This is a genomic window from Massilia arenae (genome assembly GCF_008014745.1).
Lineage (GTDB): Bacteria > Pseudomonadota > Gammaproteobacteria > Burkholderiales > Burkholderiaceae_D > Telluria > Telluria arenae.
Window position 1 is genome coordinate 95,385 of the sequence record NZ_VPFD01000020.1, and the last position, 24,822, is coordinate 120,206.

At 66.6% G+C, this 24,822-nt stretch carries 16 protein-coding genes and 1 pseudogene; 8 read left to right on the forward strand and 9 right to left on the reverse strand.

From position 1 onward, the window contains the following. Positions 1–13: 13 nt before the first annotated feature. From FVD38_RS18145 to FVD38_RS18155, 3 genes are read right to left on the reverse strand one after another with little or no spacing between them, the layout of a single operon-like run. The gene (locus tag FVD38_RS18145) at positions 14–2,686 is read right to left on the reverse strand and encodes an exo-rhamnogalacturonan lyase family protein (protein WP_147936118.1); all 2,673 of its coding nucleotides are present in this window, start codon (positions 2,684–2,686) and stop codon (positions 14–16) included. Between the two features lie 4 nt (positions 2,687–2,690). After that, positions 2,691–3,911 (reverse strand): DUF4861 family protein, encoded by a 1,221-nt coding sequence (locus FVD38_RS18150; protein WP_147936119.1) that lies wholly within the window; start codon positions 3,909–3,911, stop codon positions 2,691–2,693. A 19-nt stretch (positions 3,912–3,930) separates the two neighbouring features. Beyond that, positions 3,931–5,802 (reverse strand): rhamnogalacturonan lyase, encoded by a 1,872-nt coding sequence (locus FVD38_RS18155; RefSeq protein WP_147936120.1) that lies wholly within the window; start codon positions 5,800–5,802, stop codon positions 3,931–3,933. A 250-nt stretch (positions 5,803–6,052) separates the two neighbouring features. Here FVD38_RS18155 and lldD point away from each other — a divergent pair, with 250 nt between their 5' ends. Further along, the gene (lldD, locus tag FVD38_RS18160; protein ID WP_147936121.1) at positions 6,053–7,186 is read left to right on the forward strand and encodes an FMN-dependent L-lactate dehydrogenase LldD; all 1,134 of its coding nucleotides are present in this window, start codon (positions 6,053–6,055) and stop codon (positions 7,184–7,186) included. An 18-nt stretch (positions 7,187–7,204) separates the two neighbouring features. On the opposite strand, the gene FVD38_RS18165 is transcribed toward lldD, so the two are convergent. From FVD38_RS18165 to FVD38_RS18180, 4 genes are all read right to left on the reverse strand, one after another. Next, complete coding sequence (locus tag FVD38_RS18165) at positions 7,205–8,197, reverse strand: site-specific integrase (RefSeq protein ID WP_147936122.1); 993 nt, start codon at positions 8,195–8,197, stop codon at positions 7,205–7,207. A gap of 290 nt (positions 8,198–8,487) precedes the next feature. After that, positions 8,488–9,939, reverse strand: a complete 1,452-nt coding sequence (locus FVD38_RS18170; RefSeq protein WP_147936123.1) for an MFS transporter — start codon at positions 9,937–9,939, stop codon at positions 8,488–8,490. Positions 9,940–9,986: 47 nt separating this feature from the next. Then, positions 9,987–10,583 carry a TetR/AcrR family transcriptional regulator gene (locus FVD38_RS18175; protein WP_147936124.1) on the reverse strand — a complete coding sequence of 199 codons (597 nt, stop codon included), beginning with the start codon at positions 10,581–10,583 and terminating at the stop codon, positions 9,987–9,989. A gap of 122 nt (positions 10,584–10,705) precedes the next feature. Continuing rightward, entirely contained in the window at positions 10,706–11,647 is a 942-nt protein-coding gene (locus tag FVD38_RS18180; protein ID WP_229493787.1) for an alpha/beta hydrolase, read from the reverse strand. Between the two features lie 265 nt (positions 11,648–11,912). Between FVD38_RS18180 and FVD38_RS18185 the strand changes: the two genes are divergently transcribed. From FVD38_RS18185 to FVD38_RS18210, 6 genes are all read left to right on the forward strand, one after another. Next, a complete protein-coding gene (locus tag FVD38_RS18185; protein ID WP_147936126.1) occupies positions 11,913–14,114 on the forward strand; it encodes an OsmC domain/YcaO domain-containing protein in 2,202 nt (733 codons plus the stop codon). A 104-nt stretch (positions 14,115–14,218) separates the two neighbouring features. Continuing rightward, positions 14,219–15,826 carry a phytoene desaturase family protein gene (locus FVD38_RS18190; RefSeq protein ID WP_147936127.1) on the forward strand — a complete coding sequence of 536 codons (1,608 nt, stop codon included), beginning with the start codon at positions 14,219–14,221 and terminating at the stop codon, positions 15,824–15,826. A gap of 331 nt (positions 15,827–16,157) precedes the next feature. After that, positions 16,158–18,443, forward strand: a complete 2,286-nt coding sequence (locus FVD38_RS18195) for a TonB-dependent receptor (protein WP_229493789.1) — start codon at positions 16,158–16,160, stop codon at positions 18,441–18,443. 11 nt (positions 18,444–18,454) lie between these two features. Beyond that, a complete protein-coding gene (locus FVD38_RS18200; protein ID WP_147936128.1) occupies positions 18,455–20,302 on the forward strand; it encodes a glycoside hydrolase family 2 protein in 1,848 nt (615 codons plus the stop codon). Between the two features lie 32 nt (positions 20,303–20,334). After that, the gene (gene gudD / locus FVD38_RS18205; RefSeq protein WP_147936129.1) at positions 20,335–21,675 is read left to right on the forward strand and encodes a glucarate dehydratase; all 1,341 of its coding nucleotides are present in this window, start codon (positions 20,335–20,337) and stop codon (positions 21,673–21,675) included. A 156-nt stretch (positions 21,676–21,831) separates the two neighbouring features. Then, positions 21,832–22,554, forward strand: coding sequence for a GntR family transcriptional regulator (locus FVD38_RS18210; RefSeq protein WP_147936130.1), 723 nt, complete (start codon positions 21,832–21,834; stop codon positions 22,552–22,554). Between the two features lie 10 nt (positions 22,555–22,564). On the opposite strand, the gene FVD38_RS18215 is transcribed toward FVD38_RS18210, so the two are convergent. Continuing rightward, positions 22,565–23,002, reverse strand: a complete 438-nt coding sequence (locus tag FVD38_RS18215; protein ID WP_147936131.1) for an FKBP-type peptidyl-prolyl cis-trans isomerase — start codon at positions 23,000–23,002, stop codon at positions 22,565–22,567. A 249-nt stretch (positions 23,003–23,251) separates the two neighbouring features. Here FVD38_RS18215 and FVD38_RS18220 point away from each other — a divergent pair, with 249 nt between their 5' ends. Beyond that, a complete protein-coding gene (locus FVD38_RS18220) occupies positions 23,252–24,154 on the forward strand; it encodes an MBL fold metallo-hydrolase (RefSeq protein WP_147936132.1) in 903 nt (300 codons plus the stop codon). A 72-nt stretch (positions 24,155–24,226) separates the two neighbouring features. Here FVD38_RS18220 and FVD38_RS18225 read toward each other — a convergent pair. Further along, positions 24,227–24,822, reverse strand: a pseudogene (locus FVD38_RS18225) (transposase); the annotation flags it as partial.

Here is a 24,822-nt window from a genome sequence, read left to right on the forward strand (position 1 = left end):
TCGCGTCGAAGGATCAGAGGGCGTCACCGATCAGCGCCAGGTTCTGGATCGCAGCCAGGCCCCATTGCGCGGTGTCGTTGGTGGTGGCCCACGGCACTTCGAGGACCGGATTGAGCGCGGCTGCTCCGGTGACCTTGGTGGCCACGAAGGGCGGATAGGGGCGGATGCCAGCAAACTCGGCCCAGGCGCGGCGCGCCAGCGTCGGGTCCTTGCGCCGCCAGGCCGCATACGCCGTCAGGCGCGAGTGGCCGATCACCAGCACGTCGGAGCCGCCATGCGGCTTGCCCAGGCGGCGCTGCTGCTCGTCCTTTGGCGCGTTGTACAGCGCGCAGTAATCGAGCCAGGCGCTTTCAAACGCTTTATCGCCGGTGAGCGCAATCAGCTCGTCGAACACTTCCACCGCGCCGAACACGGCATTCAGGTGCGACGCTTTGACGCTGTCGCCGGCCATATTGTGCAGGCGCCCCGTGCGGGGCTCATAGCCCACGCGTTCGCCGCTGAAGAAGCCGTGCGGCATGGCGGCGATGTCGCGCATGCCGGTCAGGATCTTGTCGCGGTAGCGGGTGTCGCCGCTGCGTTCCCATTCGGTCAGCCAGTTGGCGGCCAGCGAAGCCCAGTCGGTGCCGAAGCTGGCGCGCACCGGATACGGGCCCTTGGGCGGCTGGTTCGGCAGCTTGCGCACCGGGTCGACCGCATCCAGGCGCAGGTCGGCGTCGAGCAGCTCGCGCATCACGTCGCCGGTGCGCTCGTCGGCCGTGAGGTAATAGTACATGCGGCGGTAGACCGCGGTGCTGATGCGCACCTGCTTGGCGCTGCAGCCCCAGTGCTGGACATTGTGGCGCGTTCCCAGGCCGGCGAAGCGGCCCAGGTGGTAGGTGTCCACGTCCGTGGTGTGGCGCACCATGGCTTCGCCCATGCGGAAGATGTCGGCGCGGCCGCTGCGCAGGAAGGCGTACCACAGCCACAGGTCGGGCGAGAGTTCCGAATTGGCCCAGGCATAGCCGCCGACGTCGTAGCGCCATTCGTGGCGGTCGGTGTTATAGGTGTGGCGCACGTCGCCATGGTCCCAGAAGCCATACCAGCGACGCTGCTCCACCTCGTCGCGGTAGAAGGCGAAGTGGGCATCGAGCCGGTCTTCGATATGGGCCTTGGCTGGCGTCGAGCGGTCCGGCAGGCCATACAGATTGCCGAAGGCGCGCGTGGCCAGGATATGGGCTGGCGCGGCGCACAGCTGCGGCGGGGATTGGACCTGGGTCGCCATGCGCACCAGCTGCTCGCGCGCCGGCGTCGTGTCCAGCGCCCACAGCGTGAACTCGCTGCTGCGCGCCACGCCGACCGGCGTGCCGAAGCCTTTTTCGTAATCCTCGTAGGTGACGTCCAGCGCCTGCAGCTCGTCGGCATGCGTTTCCATGCCCATGCCATCGTGGTAGAAGCGCAGGTCCATCGCTGGCGCATCGGGCGACCAGATCCACAGCGTGACCTGGGCGGCGTCCGTATGCGCGTTGCGGATGTCGAGCTGGGTCGGATGGCGCTGCCAGAAGTCGCGCATGCCGAAGGCCAGCCCGCCTTTGGCGCCGCCGATATAGCCCAGGCCCGGCGCGCGCCGGCCCCAGGCCGCGTCGATCCAGCCATGGCCGGCCTTGGTGCGCTTGCGGATGCGGAAGCTGTCGGGCGAGAGCTGGGCCAGGCTGTAGTCGCCCCAGGCCGGGATCAGGTGCAGCGATTTGTTCACGCGCTCGGCGATCGGCGGCACCGCCTGGCCGGCCAGCTGCGCCTTGCGCACCGCCTCGCCCGGGTCGCGTCGCAAACCGGTGAGATTGCGTACGCCCTCGGCCCACAGGCCGCCGGCCTCGCCGCCGAAGCGCACGTGGCGGTCGTGAGGCGCGTCGACCAGTGGCACATCGAAGCGCAGGCCGAGGCCGCGCACGAAATCCTTCTGCTCGTCGCCGTCGAACACGAAGGTGTGCATGATGCGCACCGACTCCGCCCCGGCGTACAGGTACAGGCGCAGCGTGAACGGCAGCCACGAACGCGCACCGTCCTGCGCGCGGTGCATGCCTTCGACCTTGACCACGCTGCGCTGCGGGCCGCGCTGCTCGAGCGTGACGCGCTGCAGTCGGCTTTCATAGGCCGTCTGCCGTGTGCTGCCGTCCGGGCTGTCGTCGCTCAGAGCAACCAGCTTGCCGGCGCGTGCGATGTCGCGTCCTCCACGACGCAGGCTGCGCACGATCTCGGCGCCCTGGCGCGGGATCGTGCATTCGATGACGCCGGTGTCGATCACGATGGCGTCCGGGCTCTCCTTGATCGTCAGTTGCCTGCCACCTTTGGCGCTCGTGCTGCCCGGCCGCAGCCGCAGGCGATCCGGCGCCGCATCCATGGCTGGCAGCGCGTGCGCAGTCCACTTGAGCGAGCCGTCCGGCCAATAGGCGGTCGGCCAGCTCTGGCAGGGCAAGTCGCCGTTGTCTCCCGACAGGACGAAGGCCTGGTCCTTGCGCAGCGCGCCGCGCGGCCAGGGCACGCCGAAGGTGGCGCCGGTCATTAAACCAGGCCTGCCTTCGAGCCAGGATAGTTCCACGCTGCCCGGCGCGGTCGGCGCGGCATCGGCCTGCGCTGCGTTCACCCCCAGCGGCAATGCGGCGGCCAGCGCGCCGGTCTTGAAGAAGGTGCGTCGGGACAGCGGCGCCATGCTGTCAGCGTCCCGCCGCCAGGCTCACGCTCACCGGCGAGCGCAGGCGCGCCGCCTCGTCGGCGACGTGCTTCTGCCACAGCGCCTGGGTCGCGAACGGGCTGCCGCGGGTCCATGCTGCGCCGACGTGGTAGCGCAGCGGCTTGCCGGACGTGACCGGCGCCGTCACCAGGCCGTTGCGCGCGTCGGCGGCGAAGGCGGAGGCCGACGGCACGATCACCGCCACGCCGAAGTCGCCGAAGCTGCGCTGCGTGACCCATTGCACCAGGCTGCCGTCCGCCTTGTTCTCGGCAAAGTCGACCTTGACTTCCTGGCCCTTGTCGCTCGGTGTCTTGTGCAGGCCGACGGCGGCATTGAGCGTGGCCGGACCGCTGAAGGTGAAGGTGCTGTCGATGCGGTCGAAATAGCGGCCGGCGTCGACCGTAAAGCGCTTCACTTCGGCCACCTTGGCGCCGTTGGCATCCCAGGCGTCGTAGTGCAGTTCGAACACGGTGCGGATCGGGCCATTGGCCAGGATCCGCCACTCGCGGTAGTTGGCGCCGACGTGGAGCTGCTTGCCATCCCAGATGCCGGTGCCGCCGGCGCCGCGGGTCGGGCCGACGTTGTACATATCGATGCCTTCGCCCTGGTCTTCATGGTAGTGGTCGTGGCCGATGTTGTACCAGCGGTCGACCACCGGATACGGCACCCGCTTGAACCAGATATCGAGGCCGCTGGTGACCAGCACTTCCTTGTCGCTGCCCGGCGCCGCCGGCGCCTTGAGCGCGGGGCCGTAGGCGCGGTGCGCCAGCTTGTCGTTTTCCCAGGCGAAGTCGTCGAGCCGCTCCTGGACGAAGCGCGCATAGGTCCTGGGCGGGAACGGCGGCACGGTGGCGCCGGACTTCTCGATCGTGAAGGTGGCCGACTTCTCGCCGGCCTTGAAGTCGTACTGGAACAGCAGCTCGCCATAGGCGGCGCCGATCATCTTCGGGTCCTTGGCGGTGGCGTCGACATTGGTCACCTGGTAAGCGAGGGTGCGGCCAGCGGCGTCCTTGATCACGAGCTGCTGCGAACGGGCCTGGGGCAGCGCATCGTTGACGCGGGCCCAGGGGACCGAGATCGTCTCGGCCGGGCGCGCGATGTCCAGCGCATGGCTGGCGGTCACGCTCAGGCGATCAAAGGCGCTGGCGTCGAAGGAGAACAGCGCGGCGACGGCAGCAAGAGGAAGGGAAACGCGAAGATTCATATCGAAAGCTCTATCTGGATTAGTCGGAAGTCTGCAGCGGCAGCGTCATGCCTTCGCCGAGGAAGAAGCTGGGGTGGGGTGGCTGGTTGTAGGCGGCATTCTGCGCCGCTACCTGCACCCGGTACTGGGTGTCGTGCATCAGGGTCGGGATGCGGTGCCGGGTCGGCGCCGTGGTGGAGAACACCAGCAGCGCCTCGTCGTTGGCGCCGCGCCAGACCACTTCTTCGCGCCAGTCGCCGAACAGGTCGGCCGACAGCACGGGATTGGCCTTGGTGCCGTTGATCGAGGCGGCGCCGTGTTTTGCGCCGTCCAGCAGCGGTTCGAGGCGCTGCGCCTGCGGGTTCCATTTTTCGATCCGGGTGCCGTCGAGCGATTCGCGCAGCAGGTCGCCATCCCACCACAGGCCGAAGTTGAAGGCGCGCGGGCGGGTGCGCGAGATCTGCACTCCGGCGGCGCTCACCAGGCCGCCGGCCGGGTCGTTGATGCCGCCGATCGCGGCCCAGCACTCGTTGCCGGGGTGCGCGGGATCGATGTCCATGCAGATGCCCCGTCCCACATCGATGGTGCTGGCGATGCCCCACAAGACCTTGCCGGTGGCAGCGTCGTGCATCTCGGCGCCGTTGCCGCGGTAGCACGATGGCGACTCATGCACCATGAATACCTGCAGGCCGGGCCGGCTGGGATCGTGCTTGCCGACGTGCAGGGCGTCGCCGTGACACAGGCCGGTGCTGTACATCAGGGTGCCGTTGCTCCTGATAGTGGCGGCGCCGTAGACGATGTCGTCGCGGCCGTCGCCATCGGCGTCGGCCACGGCCATCCAGTGCGCGCCCTGGCCGGCGGCTGCGGCATTGGCAGGAAGGTCGCTGTCGAACACCCAGCGCCGGGTAAGCTTGTTGTCGCGCCAGTCCCAGGCCGCGAGCACGGCGCGGGTGTAGTAGCCGCGTGCGAACACGGCGCTCGGCCGCTTGCCGTCGAGGTAGGCCACGCCGCCCAGGAAGCGGTCGACCCGGTTGCCGTAGGCATCCCCCCAGGCCGCGACGTCGCCGCGCGGCGGCGTGTAGTCGGTGCTGGCCAGGGCAGCGCCGGTGCGGCCGTCGAACACGGTCAGGAACTCCGGGCCGGCCAGGATGTAGCCTGCCTTGTTGCGATGGTCCGCCGCCGGGTCGCCGATAGTCTTGCCCACGCCGTCGACCGTGCCGTCGGCGGTCTTGGCCATCAGTTCGGCGCGGCCGTCGCCGTCGAAGTCGAAGTCGAAGGCGAGATAGGTCGTGTAGTGGGCGCCGGCGCGGATGTTCTTGCCCAGATCGATGCGCCACATGAACGTACCGTCCAGGCGGTAGGCGTCGATCAGCGTCGGACCCGTGTAGCCGCGATGGGCGTTGTCGTGGGCGTTGGTCGGCTGCCACTTGACCAGCAATTCGTAGACGCCGTCGCCGTCGAGGTCGGCGGCGGAACCGTCATTGACGCCGTAGGTATAGGCTTCGCCGCCGGGCGTGACGCCACTAGCGGGCTTGCGCAAGGGGATGGTCTTGAACGGTTGCGGCCAGGTGGCGCCGGCGCGCGCATCGACGGCGCTCTCCGCCCCCTTGCTGACGGCGCGTACGCTGTAGGCCGCGCTGGCGGCGGCGCCGGCATCGACGAAGTTGGTCGCGCTCAGCGGCGTGGTATTGACGCGCACGCCGTCGCGGTACAGGTTGAAGGTAGTGGCCGGGTCTTCCGGGCCGAGCGCGCGCCAGCTGACGAAATTGCCGTCGCCGGTGTGGATCGCGACGACGCCGCGATCGAGCGGTTCGAGCTGGCGGCCCGGGGCGGCGCAGGCGGTGCAGGCCAGTGCCAGCAGCGCGAGGGCCGCGCCGCGTTTGAGTGCTTGGTAGTGGGAGGGGGACGCCATGGTTATCCTGTCGCTGATCAAGGCTTGCCCGGCCGAGTATTCATTTTCCATTCGGGAAGTGTCAACGGGCGGGCGGCTTCGTGGTCCATTTAATCAGGCGCTTGAGCGTTTGCGCTGCACGTCAATACCGCGCGCGCGATCAGGACACTGATTATCCCGGCCCTGTCGATGGACGAGGAGGCGCGCGGCGGCGTAGACTGCGGATTCGATCCGCTCATCTGCTCATCATCTGCCCATCTCGACCCCGTACATGATCATTTCGTCCGCCACCGACTTCCGCCAGGCCGCGCGCCGCCGGCTGCCTCCCTTCCTGTTCCACTATCTCGACGGCGGCGCCGGCGCCGAGCAGACCCTGCGCAGCAACGTCGACGACCTGCAGGCGATCAAGCTGCGCCAGCGCGTGCTGCGCGGCTCCGAGCAGCTCGATTTGAACGTGCAGTGGTTCGGCGAAGGCTATTCGCTGCCGATCGCGCTGGCGCCGGTAGGGCTGACGGGCATGTATGCCCGGCGCGGCGAGGTGCAGGCGGTGCGCGCCGCCTGCCATCGCAATATCCCGTTCATCCAATCGACCGTCTCGGTGTGCCCGCTGGCTGAGGTAGCGGCCCAGGCCGCGCACCCGATCTGGTTCCAGCTGTACGTGCTGAAGGACCGCGGCTTCATGCGCGACGTGATGCGCCGTGCATGGGAACTCGGCTCGCGCACGCTGGTGTTCACGGTGGACATGCCGGTGCCCGGCGCGCGTTACCGCGACGCCCACAGCGGCATGAGCGGGCCGAACGCGCCGCTGCGGCGCATGCTGCAGGCCGCGCTGCATCCGCGCTGGGCGTGGGATGTGGGCCTGTTTGGCCGCCCGCACGACCTGGGCAACATCACGGCCTATCGCGGCAGCGCCACCGGCCTGGCCGACTACATCGGCTGGCTCGGCGCCAATTTCGATCCCGGCATCGCCTGGCCTGACCTGCAGTGGATCCGCGACGAGTGGCAGGGCAAGCTGGTGATCAAGGGAATCCTCGATCCGGAGGATGCGCGCGATGCGCTGGCCTTCGGCGCCGACGGCATCGTCGTGTCGAACCACGGCGGGCGCCAGCTCGATGGCGCGCCGTCCAGTGCCTCGGTGCTGCCCGCGATCGCGGCCGCGGTCCAGGGACAGATGACGATCTTCGCCGACGGCGGCGTGCGCACCGGGACCGACGTGTTCCGGATGCTGGCGCTGGGGGCGGACGGCGTCCTGCTGGGGCGCGCCTTCGTGTATGCGCTGGCCACGCAGGGCCAGGCCGGGGTCGAGCGCCTGCTGCAGATCATGGAGAAGGACTTGCGCACCAATATGGTCCTGACCGGCGTGCGTTCGGTCAGCGAGATCGGGCCGCACCTGCTGGCGGCCTGACAGTCCTGCACGCGCTGCTTACGCTTCCGGGTCGGGCTTCACGCGCGTGAGCTTGTAGTCGGCGGCGGAGCGCTCGAGCGCCAGGCCCAGCACGTCCTTCAGTTCGTCGGGGCTCGCGCCCTGATCGAGCTGGCGCTTGGCGAAGGTGTTGCGCAAGGTGCGCCCGCCCGAGCGCGACAAATCCATGCCGGCCCGCTCGAAGGTGGCGCGCATCTGCATGTAGACGGTTTTCCTGGTCATCCTGGCGCCGGTGAGGTTGGCCGGGAATACGAGCTCGCCCGGGATCGCCATCGTTTCCCGCTCTTCGAGCCAGGCGCGCAGCTCGTCGGCGCCTTCGCGGGGGAGGGCGACTTCGTGTTCATGACTGGTGTCGAGCTTTTCCTCAGGGGTGATCGTCAGCACGAGCGCGCCGTCGATCGACGCCTGGCGGCCGACTTCTGTCGTCAGGAGACCGACCGCTTCCGTTACCTTCAGCCCCGCCAGCGCGATGACCACCTGCATGGCCCGATCGCGGCGACGCTTCCAGCCATCGAATGGCGTGTTGCGGCGTTTCCGCGGCGCCTCGGCCGGCAGCGCGGCGAAGAAGCGCTGCAGTTGGTCTTCCGACAGGGTGCGTCCGGCTTCGTCCTTCGCGATGTGGGCGCGGTCGATGCCGAGGATCGCCTCTTGCGCCGGATTGGGTACGACCCCGAGATGCTCGTAGCAGCGTTCGAGCAGGCGCAGGTAGCGGTAGGCGATCTTGCTGTTCAGGACGCGCTTGCCCTTGACCGTGCGGCCGATGAAGCGCAGCAGGTCGGCCTGCGTGACCCGGGAGAAGGTGATGCGTTGTTCCTGCAGCCAGCCCGCCAGGTTGTTGAACATGAACAGGTAGATTTTTGCCGACTCGGCGGACAGCACCCGCAGCGTGCCGTCGGCGCGCTGGCGCCGGCCGGTTTCGGCGAAAGCCGTGGTGGATATGAATGCCTTGAAGGATTTGACTGGGTCGGCGTCCCATGAAGTAGAGGTGTGCATGGCGAGACGTGTTGGATGGATGTGGCGTCACCATACCATAAAACGTAACTAACCAACATTAGATGCTCCGCAAACTACATCAGCTAATGCTAACGACTACGAAAAAGATAACAATCCTCAAACACGGCTAGCAGGAAAAGGGCGCCTGGCAGACGCTCTTTTCCATTCCTGTTGGCTCTACAATGCAACCCTACGCAGGCGCACGGGGAGGGAATCGATGTTCATTTTCTGAGGCTCCTGAGATGACGCGGTGGGGACGCTCTCGGGAAAAGATGTGGATGTTGGCTGCCTTACGCACCGCTGGTCCGGCCTGTCACTGCCGGGGTGTCGCTCGCCTGACGGGCCAGCGTCGCCCCCAGCACCGCGCCGAGGCCCAGGCAAAAGGCGATGCACAGGATCGCGACGATGAAGGCGTCCGTGATCGCCGCCGGGTCGTCGTGGACGCCGCGGACGGTAAAGAAGATGCCCCCGATCAGGGCCACGCTGAGCGCGGCGCCGACTTGCAGGGTCGAACTTGCGACGCCGGCGATCATCCCGGCATGGGTGGGCGCCACGCGGCCCGTGATCATCCGCATCAGCGACGGCAGCGCCAGCCCCTGGCCGAAGCCGGTGGCGAAGAGCAGGGCGGCCAGCGTTGCCCCCGGCGGCGCGACGCCCACCGGGATTGCCGCCACCAGCGCGGCCAGGCCGACGAAGCCCGCTGCCATCAATGCCATGCCGATCGGATTGACCCAGTCGCCGAGGAGGCGCCTGCCGAGCGGTGTCGCCAGGGGCCCGAGCAGGTAGCCAACGCCGAACGGCAGGAAGACCAGGCCAGCGTCCAGGGCGCTCACGTGCAGCGCATTCTGCAGATAGATCGAGAACAGCAGGAAAAATGCAGCGAGCGCGTACAACAGCAACGCGATCGCTAGTGCGCGTCGCATGCCCGGTGCGCGCAGGGAGGAGGGATCGACCAGGGGCGCACCGCCCGCGCGGACGAGGCCGGCTTCGTAGCGCCAGAAGCACCATGCCAGCAAGGGCGCGGCGCACAAACCCAGCCAGGACCACCACGGCCAGCCAGCTTCCCGGCCTTCGATCAGCGGAACGATCATGGCGCCCAATGCGAGCACCGACAGCGCCGTGCCGCCAGGGTCCAGCCTGCTCGAACGCGGCGCCCGCGCTTCCTTCAGCAGGGGAAGGCCGAACACCAGGACCAGGAGCGCCACCGGCAGGTTGACGAGGAAGATCATGCGCCAGCCCATGCCGAACAGGTCCAGTGAAATCAGGATGCCGCCCAGCGCCTGTCCGATGACGGAGGCCAGGCCGAATACGGCGCCGTACAGGGCGAGGGCACGCGGCTTATCGGCCTCCGGAAAGATCGCATGGACCGACGCGAGCGCCTGCGGCGCCATGATGGCCGCCGTCACCCCCTGCAAGGCGCGTCCGGCGATCAGCGCCGCCGGCGACCACGCCAGGCCACATAGCAGCGAGGCGGCCGCGAAGCCGGCCAGTCCGACCAGGAACATGCGGCCACGGCCGAACAGATCGCCCAGGCGTCCGCCGCTGATCAGCGTGACCGCATACAACGCGGCATAAGATGAGATGACGAGCTGCTCGGCCGATGCCGACGTGCCCAGTTCGGACTGGATCGACGGCAGCGCCACGTTGACGATGAAGAAGTCCAGCGGTGGCAGGAAGGAACCGACCAGCAGGATGGCGAAGATTGCCCAGCGGCGCGGTTCGGGTGGGGTTGTGTGCGTCATAGGATTCCCTTTTACGGAACCAATCGGTTCCGAAGTGGACAAAAAAATTAGTCGAGAATGCGCATGGCGGTGTCGACGAGCGCGGTCATATCCGCCTTGCCAACGCCGGTCTTCCCCAGCACGCGCATGCCCTGGATCTGGCAGACAAGAAAGTGGGCCAGCACCTGCGGGTCGCGTCGCGCAATCTCACCGCTGGCCTGGCCGCGCGCGATTGCCTGCCCATACAGCTGTTGCAGGCGGCGGAACATGCGGCCGGTGCGCTCGGCGATATCGGGGTCGTGCGTGCCGACTTCGGTAGCCATCGCCACGATCAGGCATCCACGCCGCCCCGCTTCGCCGGAGGAGAGGTCAGCAAGGCGCATCAGGGAAGCACGGATTGCGTCCCTGGCGGAGCCCTGCCCGGACAGGAGGTCGGCGGTGGCTTGCAGACCCTTGTCCATGTACAGGTCGAGCGCGGCCAGCAGCAAGCCCTTCTTGTCGCCGAAGGCCTTGTACAGGCTGCCGCGCGACAGTCCCGTGCCTTCGATCAGGTCGGGCAGGGAAGCGCCTTCGTAACCCCGGTGCCAGAAGACGTTCATTGCATCGCGCGCGGCGACGTCCAGTTCGAATTCGCGTGGGCGACCGAGACCGCTATGGTTTGTCATCGATACTCCTGGGTGCTGGCTAATATGTGAACCGATCGGTTCCTATATTAGCACCGTGCGTAAGGACAACGCAAGCAGGACCCAGGCGGACCGGCGGGATTCGGGGCGCCGGCCAAGCGGGTTCATTTCGATCGGTCCAGCAGCCCACGCGCCTGCAACCACTCCTCGGCGCGCCGCGGCCACGCCGACGCTGTTCCCAGATTGGGCCGCATACCCATGCCATGCTCGCCATGCTCGAACAAAACCATCTCGGCCGGCACCTTCGCGCGCGTGAGCGCCTGGTAGAACAGGATGCTGTTCTCGACCGGCACGGCGGCGTCGGCCTGGGTATGGATCAGCAGGGTCGGCGGCGTGCGCGCCGTCACTTGGCGCGCCACCGACATCAGTTCCACGTCCGCCGCGCTGGGCGACGTGCCGAGCAGGGCGTTGCGCGAACCCACGTGGGCGGCCGGCCCGTCGAGCGCGATCACCGGGTACATCAGCACCAGGAAGTCGGGCCGCGCGCTGACGGCGTCGAGCTGGGCGCCGGTGCGTCCCAGCGGATGGTCGAACAGGGTGCCGGCGCTGGCGGCGAGGTGGCCGCCGGCCGAGCTGCCCATCACGCCGATGCGCTCCGGCCGCAGCTTGTACTGCGCCGCCTGCGAGCGCACCAGGCGCACCGCGCGCAGCACGTCCTGCAGCGGCGCCGGATGGCCGAATTCACGCATCCGGTACTTGAGCACGAAGGCGGTCACGCCCAGGCTCGACAACCAGCGCGCATACTGTTCGCCCTCGCGCTCGATGGCCAGGCGCTCGTAGCCGCCGCCGGGACAGATGATGACGGCGCTGCCGTTGGCGCGGTCGACCGCGGGCGGATAGACAGTAAGCGTGGGTTCGGCAACCCGGCTGATCCTGCCATCGACGTAGCGTTCCGGTTCCAGGCCGGTGCGGGCGCCGGGCACGCCTTCGGGCCAGAGCGGGATCGTGGCGGGCGCCGGTGGCCAGCTTGCTGCCGATGCAGGCGTGGCGGACAGCGCTGCCCCCGATGTGGATGCGGCCAGCATGGCGGCCCCGACTTGTTTCAAGATGCGTCTCCGTGTCGTGTGCATGGGTTACCCTTCGTTATTATTATCCTTATGGTAACCCAGTGACGGCTGAGCAAGCAGTGCATTGCACCATCGGGCCGGGCGGCGATGAAGCACCTGCGTGTTAAAATACGCGCGCTATCTTGGCAGTAGCGGATCGAGCGAAGCGCGACTCTCCACGAGAAATTCCGTACTGTACAGTGACCCCCATGAGCCCTGTCCCGACAGGGCTTTGTATTTTTACCCACCGTATCTGGATTTTTCCATGGAAATTAAAGTCAACTTCCTCGACAAGCTTCGCCTGGAAGCCAAGTTCGACGATTTCACCGTCATCGCCGACCAGCCCATCCGCTATAAAGGCGACGGCTCGGCGCCAGGCCCATTCGACTACTTCCTGGCCTCGTCGGCCCTGTGCGCGGCGTATTTCGTGAAGTTGTATTGCAATACCCGGGATATCCCGACCGAGAATATCCGTCTGTCGCAAAATAATATCGTCGACCCGGAAAACCGTTACCAGCAAATCTTCAAGATCCAGGTCGAGCTGCCGGCCGACATCTCCGAGAAAGACCGCCAGGGCATCCTGCGCTCGATCGAGCGTTGCACGGTGAAGAAGGTCGTCCAGGCCGGCCCCGAATTCGTGATCGAGGAAGTGGCCAACCTGGACGCCGACGCCCAGGCCCTGCTGACCCTGCAGCCCGACGCGGAATCGCGCACCTATATCGCGGGCAAGGACCTGCCGCTGGAACAGACCATCGCCAATATGTCGGGCATGCTGGCCAGCTGGGGCATCAAGATCGAGATCGCGTCGTGGCGCAATATCGTTCCCAATGTCTGGTCGCTGCATATCCGCGACGCGCATTCGCCGATGTGCTTCACCAACGGCAAGGGCGCGACCAAGGAAAGCGCCTTGGCCTCGGCCCTGGGCGAATACATCGAACGCCTGAACAACAACCACTTCTATGCCGGCGTATTCTGGGGCGAAGACATCGCCAACGCCGACTTCGTGCATTATCCGAACGAGCGCTGGTTCAAGCCCGGCCCGGACGATGCGCTGCCGGACGGCATCCTCGACGAATACAGCCTGTCGTTCTACGATCCCGATGGCGAATTGCGCGGCTCGCACCTGATCGACACCAATTCGGGCAATGTGGAGCGCGGCATCGTATCGTTGCCCTTCGTGCGCCAGTCGGACGGCGAGGTCGTGTATTTCCCATCGAACCTGATCGAAAACCTGTATGCCAGTAACGGCATGAGCGCCGGTAATACGCTGGCAGAAGCGCAGGTGCAGTGCCTGTCCGAGATCTTCGAACGCGCCGTCAAGCGCGAGATCCTGGAAAGCGAGATGGCCTTGCCCGACGTGCCGCAAGAGGTGCTGGCCAAATACCCGGGCATCGTGGCCGGCATCAAGGGCCTTGAAGAGCAGGGTTTCCCGGTGCTGGTCAAGGATGCATCCCTGGGCGGCCAATACCCGGTGATGTGCGTGACCCTGATGAACCCGCGCACCGGCGGCGTCTTCGCCTCCTTCGGCGCCCACCCGAGTTTCGAGGTGGCGCTGGAGCGCAGCCTGACCGAACTGCTGCAAGGCCGCAGCTTCGAAGGCCTCAACGACCTGCCGCGGCCGACCTTCGCCAGCGAAGCCGTGACCGAGCCGTATAACTTCGTCGAGCATTTCATCGATTCGAGCGGCGTCGTCTCGTGGCGCTTCTTCAGCGCCAAGTCGGAAGTCGATTTCGTCGAGTGGGACTTCACCGCGCAGGGCGACAATGCCAACGCCGAGGAAGCCGCAACCCTGCTCGCCATCCTCGAAGAGATGGGCAAGGAAGTCTACACCGCCGTGTACGACCAGCTGGGGGCGGTGGCTTGCCGCATCCTGGTGCCCGATTATTCCGAGGTGTATCCGGTCGAAGATCTGATCTGGGATAACACGAATAAATCGTTGCTGTTCCGTTCCGACATCCTCAACCTGCACCGCCTGGACGACGACAGCCTGGAGGCGCTGCTGGAGCGCCTGGAAAACAATGAGCTGGACGAGTATTCCGACATCGCCAGCCTGATCGGCATCGAGTTCGACGAGAACACCGACTGGGGCCAGCTGACGGTGCTCGAGCTGCGCCTCCTGATCAACCTCGCGCTGCAGCGCTTCGAGGACGCGCACGAACTGGTCGGCGCCTTCCTGCAGTACAACGACAACACCGTCGAGCGCGGCCTGTTCTACCAGGCCATGAACGTGGTGCTCGAAGTGGTGCTGGACGACGAGATGGAACTGGACGACTACGTCGTCAAGTTCCGGCGCATGTTCGGCGACACGCGGATGGACGCGGTGCTGGGCGCGGTCGATGGCAGCGTGCGCTTCCACGGTCTGACCCAGACCAGCATGCAACTGGAAGGCCTGGACCGCCACCACCGCCTGATCGACAGCTACCGCAAGCTGCACGCGGCGCGCGCGAAGGCGGCGGCCGCGAAGTAAGGCGAGCATGACCCAGCCCCTGTCCGCAGGGGCTTTTTTTTGCCATCGGGCCATTCCCTCGGTAGAATCGTCGCGTTCGCTTGCACGCTTCGGGGAGACGCCAGATGCGCGACGCAATCATCATCGGCGCCGGCCATAACGGCCTGGTTTGCGCCTGGTACCTGGCGCGCGCCGGCCTGAAGGTGACGCTGCTCGAGCGGCGCGACGTCGTCGGCGGCGCCGCGGTCACCGAAGAATTCCATCCGGGTTTTCGCAACTCGGTGGCCGCCTACACGGTTTCGCTGCTCAATCCCAAGGTGATCCATGACATGGGGCTGGCCCGGCATGGCTTACGGATCGTCGAACGCCCGCTCTCCAACTTCCTCCCGCTCGAGGACGGCCGCTACCTGAAGGTCGGCGCCGGCCGGACCGCTCTTGAAGTGGCCAAGTTCTCGCAGCGCGATGCTGCGCACCTGGACGACTACCACCGCCAGCTGGACGACGCGGCCGACCTGCTGCGCGAATTGGTGCTGCAGACGCCGCCCAACCGCATCGAGGGCGGCTGGCTGGCCGCGCTGCCCGAGCTGCTCAAGGCCGGCCGCCTCGGCAACCGCATGCGCAAGCTGTCGCTGGCCGGCCAGCGCGAACTGCTGGACCTGTTCACCAAATCGGCGGGCGACTATCTGGACGGCTGGTTCGAGAGCGACCCGATCAAGGCTGCCTATGGTTTCGACAGCGTGGTGGGCAACTACGCCAGTCCCTATACGCCGGGATCGGCCTACGTGCTGCTGCACCACGTGTTCGGGGAGGTCAATGGTAAGAAGGGCGCCTGGGGCCACGCGATCGGCGGCATGGGCGCCATCACCCAGGCGATGGCGAAGGCGGTGCAAGCTCTCGGCGTCGAAATCCGCACCGACTGCGCGGTGGCCGAAGTGGTGCTGCACAAGGGCCGCGCCACCGGCGTCGTTACCGGCGACGGCGAACGGCTCGATGCGCACGCCGTCGTATCGAACCTCAATCCACGCCTGCTGTACACCCGACTGGTCGATCCAGGCGCGCTGCCGGCCGACTTTTTGCGTCGGATGTCGGCCTGGCGCTGCGGTTCGGGCACCTTCCGCATGAACTTGGCGCTATCCGAACTACCGGACTTCAGCTGCCTGCCGGGCAAGGCGATGGCCGAACACCATGGCAGCGGCATCATTATCGCACCCAGCCTGCATTACATGGAGCGGGCCTACCACGACGCGCGGGCATCGGGCTGGTCGCAAGCGCCGATCGTCGAACTCCTGATCCCGTCGACGCTCGACCCGAGCCTGGCGCCGGCGGGGCAGCACGTGGCCAGCCTGTTCTGCCAGCACGTCGCGCCCCAGCTACCCGATGGGGCGAGCTGGGACGAACACCGCGAGCAGGTGGCCGATCTCATGATCGACACCGTCGACCGCTATGCGCCGAATTTCAGGCGTGCGGTGCTGGGCCGCCAGATCATGAGCCCACTCGACCTGGAACGCACGTTCGGCCTGGTGGGCGGCGACATCTTCCATGGCGCGCTGGGGCTCGACCAGCTTTTTTCGGCGCGCCCGATGCTGGGCCATGCCGATTACCGCGGGCCGGTGGCGGGCCTGTACACCTGCGGCGCCGGCAACCATCCCGGTGGCGGAGTCACCGGCGCGCCCGGCCACAATGCCGCACGCGAGATCCTTCACAACGTCCGACAGTTTCGATCACGAGCGTGATCGAAACGCACGCCAAACTGTCACTTCGCTCAACTTGATGACTAAACCCGCCAGGCTGTTGTGCATGGTGGGTTGGAATCCTAATATATCACCGCAGTGGGCCGATTGGATGCTCTGAGGCAACCCGAGTCAGCTGCTGTCTCTTTGCTGGCTCGCCCCCGTGCGAGTCAGCCATTTTTCAGAGATTTCCCATGCCTGGTACGCCAGGCGTGGACCCGCCGCAGCCGGATAGCACAGGCAGCGGCGGCGATGGACGGCTGCGTGAGCGCTGAAATACTAGTCGATCACGTCGCTCGTAGAACGTATTTCATAATTATTATCAGGAGACACAATGAGTTTTCCATCCTCGCGCCGCCGCTCGGCCCTGACCGCCATCGCCCACGCCGCGGCCCTCCTTGCCGCCGGCGCCATGACCGCACAGGCTCAAGAGACGAACACGCAGTCGTCGGACGGCCTGCAAGTGGTGACGGTGACCGCGCAAAAACGCCCACAGGCGATGCAGGACGTGCCGGTTGCGGTCAGCACCGTGGACGAACGCGCGATCGAGAACCAGCAGATCGTCGGCTTCTCTGACCTGACCCGCGTGGCGCCGGCCCTGACCATCAACGAGAACCCGAACAATAACAATATCGCGCTGCGCGGCATCGGCACCTTCGCTTTCAGCATCGGCATCGAATCGGCCGTCTCGGTGATCATCGACGACGTGCCCGTGATCCAGCAATTGCAGGCGTTTTCGAACCTGAGCGACATCGCGCGCGTCGAGGTGCTGCGCGGCCCGCAGGGCACGCTGTTCGGCAAGAACTCGTCGGCCGGCGTCATCAACATCGTCACCAAGGAATCGAGCGAGGAGCAGGAAGGCCATGCGCAGGTCACCCTGACCAGCGACGGCGAGAAGCGCCTCGAAACCGGCATCTCCGGCCCGATCAGCGACAAGCTGGGCTATCGCCTGAACGCCTACACCGGCAACCGCGAGGGCGACGTCACCAACCTCGAGTCGGGCGCCAAGCTGAACGGCGAACGCAGCAAGGGCGCACGCCTGCGCCTGGACTTCAAGCCGACCACGAGCCTCGACGGCCGCCTGATCGCCGACTACAACAAGCGCCGCATCGAAGGCCCGGTGACGACCTTCCTGTCGGTGCCGCCAGGCGCCAGCCTGCGCGGCGTGGCGCCGATCGGCCCGGCCCTGGTCGGCATCACGCCGGGCCCGGACAACCGCGACGTGCGCATGGACGATCCGGGCTTCGCCGAACACGAGTCGCGCAGCATCGCCGGCACCCTGAACTGGAAGCTGGACAACCACACGATCACTTCGGTCACCACCTGGCAGGACTGGGAGTTCGACTTCCTGACTGACTTCGACGGCACCAACCTCGACCAGCTCGGCCCGCAGTCGAACGGCCGCTTCCACGGCGGCGTCACCGCCGGCGGACCGTACCGCTCGCGCATGTCGACCCAGGAACTGCGCCTGTCGTCCAACGGCGACGGCGCGCTCACATATCTCGGCGGCCTGTATTACGCCGACTCGCGCACCGAGCGCAGCTACCTTCGTGGTCCGGTCTCGAACCTGGCCAACTGGGAAGCGCGTTCCGGCAACCAGACCGCCGCCGCCTTTGCCCAGGCCGAGTACCGGATCACGCCGGCCACCCGCGTCAGCACCGGCGTGCGCTTCAACCGCGAGACAATCGAGGTCGACTTCGCCAACCGCCTGCCGACGGTGCCGGCCATCTTCGACGGCCGTAGCCGCGACGACGCCACCACCGGCAAGATCGCGCTGCAGCACGACCTGGCCAAGGACGTGATGGTCTACGGTTCCTTCGCCACCGGCTACAAGGGCGCCGGCTACGACGTTTCGACCGGTTTCAACGAGGCGCGCGTGCGCCTGCCGGTGGCGCCCGAGACGTCCGAATCGTGGGAACTGGGCATGAAGAGCCGCTTCTTCCGCAACCGCCTGCAGCTCAACGCCACCGTGTTCCACACCGACTACGAGGACTTCCAGGCCCAGTCGCGCCGCCTCGATCCGCTCACCCAGGCCTACGAGAACGTCGTCACCAACGTCGGCGAATTACGCACCCGCGGCCTGGAGCTCGAGGTGCAGGCCAAGCCGATCAACACGCTGCTGCTCGAAGCTTCGGTGGCCTGGGTCGACGCGACGATCAAGAAGTTCCCGAACACGAACTGCTATCCGGGCCAGACCGCTGCCGAAGGCTGCATCCTGATCGGCGGGGTCCCGCTGCAAGACCTGTCCGGCAAGCGCCTGTCGAACGCGCCGCGCACCAAGCTCAATCTGGGCGCGACCTATAATTTCCCGATCGGGGAGAGCGGCTACAGCGGGATCGCCAACATCAACGGCCAGTACCAGTCGAGCGTGAACTATGACCTGGCTGCCAATCCGCTGGCCGACCAGAAGGGATACGGCACCGTCAACGGCAGCATCGCCTTCTTCAATCCATCGCAGAACGTGAAGCTGACCTTCTACGTCAACAACCTGTTCGACAAGAGCTATGCCAGCTTCGTCGGCGATAACTACAATGTGTTCGGCAACGTGCACGTGCTGACCCAGACCCTGCCGCGCAACTCGGACCGCTACTTCGGCGTGCGCATGAAATACGATTTCTGAGATCGAAAGACATGAAAAAACTCATCACGACATTCTGGATCCTTGTCGGCGCGCTGGCCTGCCAGCCGGCGCTGGCGCAGGCGGCGCAGGCCGATTCTCTGCGCCCCGCCTTCCTGCTTACCGGCGCGCTTCACCGCGACAGCCAGGACCTGTCCGGCCAGTGGACCTACTCGAAGGACCTGTACCGCACCGGCCTGACCGACATCAACGGCTGGGTGGCCAAGTCGCGCATGCAGCGTGCGCGCGACGTCGACGTGGCCGCTGTCGAAGCCAAGGGCGGCGTCGATTTTTACGAGTTCGACATGGACCGCGGCCCGCTCATCAACGTGCCCGGCGCCTGGAACGCGGCGGCGGCCGAGCTGCGCTACTACGATGGCCTGATCTGGTTCCAGCGCAAGTTCGACGCGCGGCCAGAAGCCGGCAAGCGCACCTTCCTGCGCTTCGAGGCGGTCAACTACCGCGCCTACGTCTACCTCAACGGCAAGGAAGTGGGCCGTCACGAGGGCGGCTTCACGCCTTTCGTGCTGGAAGTCACCGAGGCCCTGCGCGCGGGCGACAATCGGCTGGTGGTCGGCGTCGATTCGAGCCACGACGCCCAGTCGATCCCGACCCAGATCACCGACTGGGACCTGTACGGCGGCATCACCCGCAAGGTCAGTCTGATCACCACGCCGGCGACCTTCATCGACGATGCGACGCTGACTTTGCGTTCCGATGGCCGCATCGCCGGCGAAGTGCAGCTGCAGGGGCCGCAGGCCGCGAACCAGGCGGTGACGGTGGCGATCGGTGCGCTCGGTACGGCGCGCGCTACCACCGACGCCAACGGCCGCGCGCTGATCGAGCTGCCGGCGCCGAAGGGCCTGGAGCGCTGGACACCCGAGAAGCCGACCCTGTACGACGTGCGCTTTAGCGCCAGTGGCGACCAGCTACGTGATCGCATGGGTTTCCGCACCATCGCCGTCAAGGGCAACCAGATCCTCCTGAACGGCAAGCCGCTGTTCTTGCGCGGCATCTCGCTGCATGAGGAAGAGTTCGGCCCGAATCCGGCCCGCAATATGACCGAACAGGCTTCGCGCGCGCTGCTGCACGAGATCAAGCACGGCCTGAACGGCAACTACGTGCGTTTGTCTCACTATCCGCACTCGGAGACCACGGTGCGCCTGGCCGACGAGATGGGCCTGCTAGTGTGGAGCGAAATCCCGGTATATTGGACCGTCGACTGGGAAAACCCGGCCGTGCTGCGCAAGGCGCTCGTGATGCAGGCGGAAACCATCTACCGCGACCGCAACCGCGCCTCGGTGATCCTGTGGAGCGTCGGTAACGAGACGCCGGTCTCTCCGTCGCGCACGCGCTTCCATGGCGCCATGGCCGACAATGTGCGCGCCCTCGATCCGACCCGCCTGGTAAGCGCTGCGCTGCTGGTCGAGCGCAAGGGCGACGTGCTGGAGATCCAGGATCCGCTGATCGACAAGCTCGATGTATTGGCGGTGAACGTGTATGCCGGCTGGTACGGTCCCGACACGCTGGACGGCATCGCGAAGCTGCGCTGGAACGTCCCGGGCGAACGGCCGCTGATCCTGTCCGAGTTCGGCGCCGATGCGCTGGCCGGCCACCGCGGCCAGGGGCTCAAGAAGTTTACCGAGGAATACCAGGCCGAGTACTACCGCAAGACGCTGGCCATGGCCGAGGGCATCCCGACCCTGCGCGGCCTGTCGCCCTGGATCCTGAAGGACTTCCGCTCGCCACGCCGCGAACACCCGGTGTTCCAGAACGGCTGGAACCGCAAGGGCATCCTGTCCGAGACGGGCGTGCGCAAGCAGGCCTTCGACGTCCTGTCCGACTATTACCGCCGCAAATGAGCGCTCACACGATGACTCCTCCAGTACCATCCATGCCCTTGCACGCAGGCGGTGCGCCGGTCGTCACCGCGATGCGCGTCGTCCCGGTCGCCGGCCGCGACAGCATGCTCATGAACCTGAGCGGGGCCCACGGGCCCTGGTTCACCCGCAACATCGTGATCCTGACGGACAGCGCCGGCAATACCGGCCTGGGCGAAGTGCCGGGCGGCGAATCGATTCGCACCACGCTCGAGGATGCGCGTGCGCTCGTGGTCGGCCGGTCGCTGGGCGACTACCTCGCGGTACTGAACGCCATGCGCGGCGCCTTCGCCGGCCGCGACGCGGGCGGGCGCGGCCTGCAGACCTTCGACCTGCGCACCACCATTCACGCGGTGACCGCCGTCGAATCGTGCTTGCTCGACCTGCTGGGCCAGTTCATGGGCGTACCGGTCGCGAACCTGCTGGGGGAGGGCAGGCAGCGCGATGCGGTGCCGATGCTCGGCTACCTGTTCTATATCGGCGACCGTGGCCGCACCACGCTCGACTACCGCGCCGAGCCAGACGCCGACGACGCCTGGCTGCGCCTGCGCAACGAAGAGGCGATGGATGCGCAGGGCGTGGTGCGTCTGGCCGAGGCGGCGCAGGCGCGCTACGGCTTCCAGGACTTCAAGCTCAAGGGCGGTGTGCTGGATGGCGCCGCCGAGATGGAGGCGGCGGTGGCGCTCAAGGAGCGCTTCCCGGCGGCGCGCATCACGCTCGACCCGAACGGCGCCTGGTCGCTGGATGAAGCGGTGCGCCTGTGCCGCGACCAGCATGACGTGCTGGCCTATGCCGAAGATCCATGCGGCGCCGAGAACGGTTATTCGGGGCGCGAAGTGATGGCCGAGTTCCGGCGCGCCACCGGTTTGCCCACGGCGACGAATATGGTGGCCACCGACTGGCGCCAGCTGGCCCATTCGCTGCAGCTGCAGTCGGTCGACATCCCGCTGGCCGATCCGCATTTCTGGACCATGCAGGGCTCGGTGCGGGTGGCGCAGTTGTGCGAGATGTTCGGCCTGACCTGGGGCTCGCATTCGAACAACCACTTCGACATCTCGCTGGCGATGTTCACCCACGTGGGCGCGGCGGCGCCGGGCCGGGTGACGGCGATCGACACCCACTGGATCTGGCAGGACGGGCAGGCCCTGACGAAGGAATCGCTGCGCATCGAAGATGGCCAGGTGCGGGTGCCGGCCAGGCCCGGCCTGGGCATCGAGCTCGATCCCGATGCCCTCGAAGCGGCGCACCAGGCTTACCGCAATATGGGCCTGGGCGCGCGCGACGACGCGGCGGCGATGCAGTTCCTGGTGCCGGGCTGGCGCTTCGACCCCAAGCGGCCCTGCCTGGTGCGCTGATGCACGGCGCATGAAGGGCAGGGCGCGGATCGCTCATGATCGTGATTGATTCGCGCGAGGGGCGGACAGCGGGGCGCCGATCGGGAACAATGGCAGGCACTGGAACATTGAAATACCAGTGCCGCCTTTGACCCGCAAGCCATGAGAGACTCCACCATGAATTTCGCCGCAGACAACTTTCACCTCGACCGCTCGCGCAATGCGACCATCCAGGTGTTCGAACACCTGCGCGAACTGATCGTCAGCCTGGCGATCAAGCCGGGCACGGTGCTGGCGCGGCCCCAGTTGTGCGACTTCTACAAGCTGTCGGCCAGCCCGGTGCGCGAGGCGCTGCTGCGCCTGGAAGAGGAGCACCTGGTCGACATCTATCCGCAGCACCAGACCCGGGTGCGCCGCATCGACCTGGCCCAGGCCAGGCAGGCGCATTTTTTGCGCCTGTCGGTGGAGCTCGAGATGGTGCAGGTGCTGGCCCAGGACGCCGACCCGGTCCTGGCGCGCACCTTGACCGCGCTGGTCGAACGCCAGCGCGCCAGCCTGGATTCGGGCGACCTGGGCACGTTCACCCAGGTCGACATGGAATTCCACCGCTGCCTGTACCACGCCGCCGCGGTGCCGGACCTGTGGTCCATGATGCGCAGCCGCAGCGGCAACCTGGACCGCCTGCGCCGCCTGCACCTGCCGCTCAACGGCAAGGCGCAGTCGATCCTGGATGAACACGGCGCGATCGCCGCGGCCATCGCGCGCGGCGATGCGCAAGCGGCGCAGCAGATGGTGCGCAGGCACCTGTCGGGAACGCTCAGCGCCATCGACGCGCTGCGCGCGCGCTATCCCGACCTGCTGCTGCCGCTCGACTACGGCGCGCCGGTGATGGCCGCCTGAGGGCAGAGCGTTAGCGGACGTCGAGCAGTTCGACGTCGAAGATCAGGCTCGCGTTCGGCGGAATCGGACCGGCGCCGCCGGCGCCATAACCCATCTCGGGCGGCAGGATCAGGGTCCGCTTGCCGCCGACCTTCATGCCTTGCACGCCCTCGTCCCAGCCGCGGATGACCTGGCCGGCGCCCAGCTGGAAGCTGAACGGTTCGCGGCCGGCCGAGGAATCGAACTGCGTGCCGCGCAGCGTTTCCTTGCCCGGCTCGTACAGCCAGCCGGTGTAGTTGACGACGGCGGTGGCGCCGGCCACGGCTTCCTTGCCGGCGCCGGGGATGGTGTCGATCTTCTGGAAGGCGACGGCGGCCGCGGCCGACTGCGGCGCCGGGGCGCGGTCGCAGCCAGCCAGCGCCAGCGTCAGGCCCAGGCCGAGGACGCAGGAGGACAGCAGGTGTTTCATAGGCTTCTTTCTTTGGTGGTGGTTGCCGGAATGGGATGCCCGCGAGCATACATGGCGCCGCGCGCGCTGCCAACACCGGCGCATGCGTAGCCCCCCCGACCATGTCGCTTTGGTGCGTTTCAGTCAACACCGTGAGCACATCGGCAGGCCTACCGGGCGGCGCCCACGCTGCATACGATGACATCTCGCTGCCGGTCGTCCGACTGGCCAGGCCCGCATGCAAGGGCCGCCAACCTAGGAGATGTCAATATGAATGCCCGAGACAATACGAACCAGCCCGAGGAGCTGGTCCCGTCGCGCTACGCCCTGCGCGTCGGCGAGATCGACGTGCTGGTGGTCAGCGACGGCGTGCTGCCGCTGCCCGCCGCAACCATGGCCACCAACGCCGACCCGGCCGCACTGGCGGTCTGGCTGGACCATATGTTCCTGCCGCCGGACGCCTTCGACTGGCCGCTGAACGTGCTGGTGGCCAGGAGCGGCGAGCAGGTGATCCTGGTCGACACCGGCCTGGGCTCGCAATTCCCCGGCTTCCCGCGCGCCGGACAGACCCCGCACCGACTGGAAGCCGCCGGCATCGACCTGTCGGCCGTCACCGACGTGGTGATCACCCATATGCACATGGACCATATCGGCGGCCTGCTGGTCGACGGCATCAAGGAACGCCTGCGTCCAGACCTGCGCATCCACGTTGCCGCCGCCGAGGTCGCGTTCTGGGATACGCCCGATTTCAGCCAGACCGCCATGCCGGAGCCGGTGCCGGACGTGCTGCGCTCGACCGCGCGCCAGTTCATGGAGCAGTACCGCGACCGTCTGCACGTGTTCCAGGAGCGGCATGAGGTCGCGCCAGGCGTGGTCGCGCGCCGCACCGGCGGCCATACGCCCGGCCACTGCGTGGTCGACATCGACTCCAGCGGCCAGCGCCTGACCTTTGCCGGCGACGCCATGTTCCCGGTCGGCTTCGACCATCCCGACTGGCAGAACGGCTTTGAACACGATCCGGGGGAATCGACCCGCGTACGCATGGCGCTGTTCGGCGAACTGGCGGACAACGGGGGCCTGCTGGTCGCCACCCACCTGCCATTCCCGTCGGTGGGTCGGGTGGCGCGTGAGGGCGATACTTTCCGCTGGGCGCCGGTGTTCTGGGATCACTGAGCCTCCCACTAAGCCAGGACACGTCGGATTCGATATCTGGTGTCAACAAGCCCGCTTCGGCGGTAATGCCGTTCAGTTAAGGTCCCGCTTCAGGACACGAACGGTGTAGCGCTGAGGCAAGGCCTTTACGGCCCGGTCGATTTTTCGACCGGGCCGTTCTTCATTCAAGAGCATTACCAAGCGCTGGCGCAAACGCTGCATCAAGGCGGGCAACTTGCCGTAGGACCTCGTCACGGCTGCCCAGTGCAGTTCGTACTGTATGACGTGGAAGGCGCGGATAAAGCTAATCTCGGTCGGCTCACATTTCACTTCCAACGCTGCCTTAGCTATCTCGAGCCGTATCAGATTGTAGGCAGTCAGTGTGCCCCAGATTTCCTGGTAGATGCCTTCGACGGTACGGCTACGCAGAGTGAGCGCCATACCCATCATCGTCTGCTTGAGTTCACGATAGCTCGTCTCGATCTGCCAGCGCTGCGTGTAGCAGGCCGCGATGTCNGAAAAGCGATGTCAGCAGGATGTGTTTGCGAGCGCTTTGGTCGATGATTGTGATGGCACGGACACGCCAGGTTTCAGGCAGGCCAGGGCATTTCTTGCGTGCTTGGGGCGACACGCGCATCTCGATAACCGCATCGTCAGGTGTGCCGCCGACTACTTCCCATTTGGTGTTG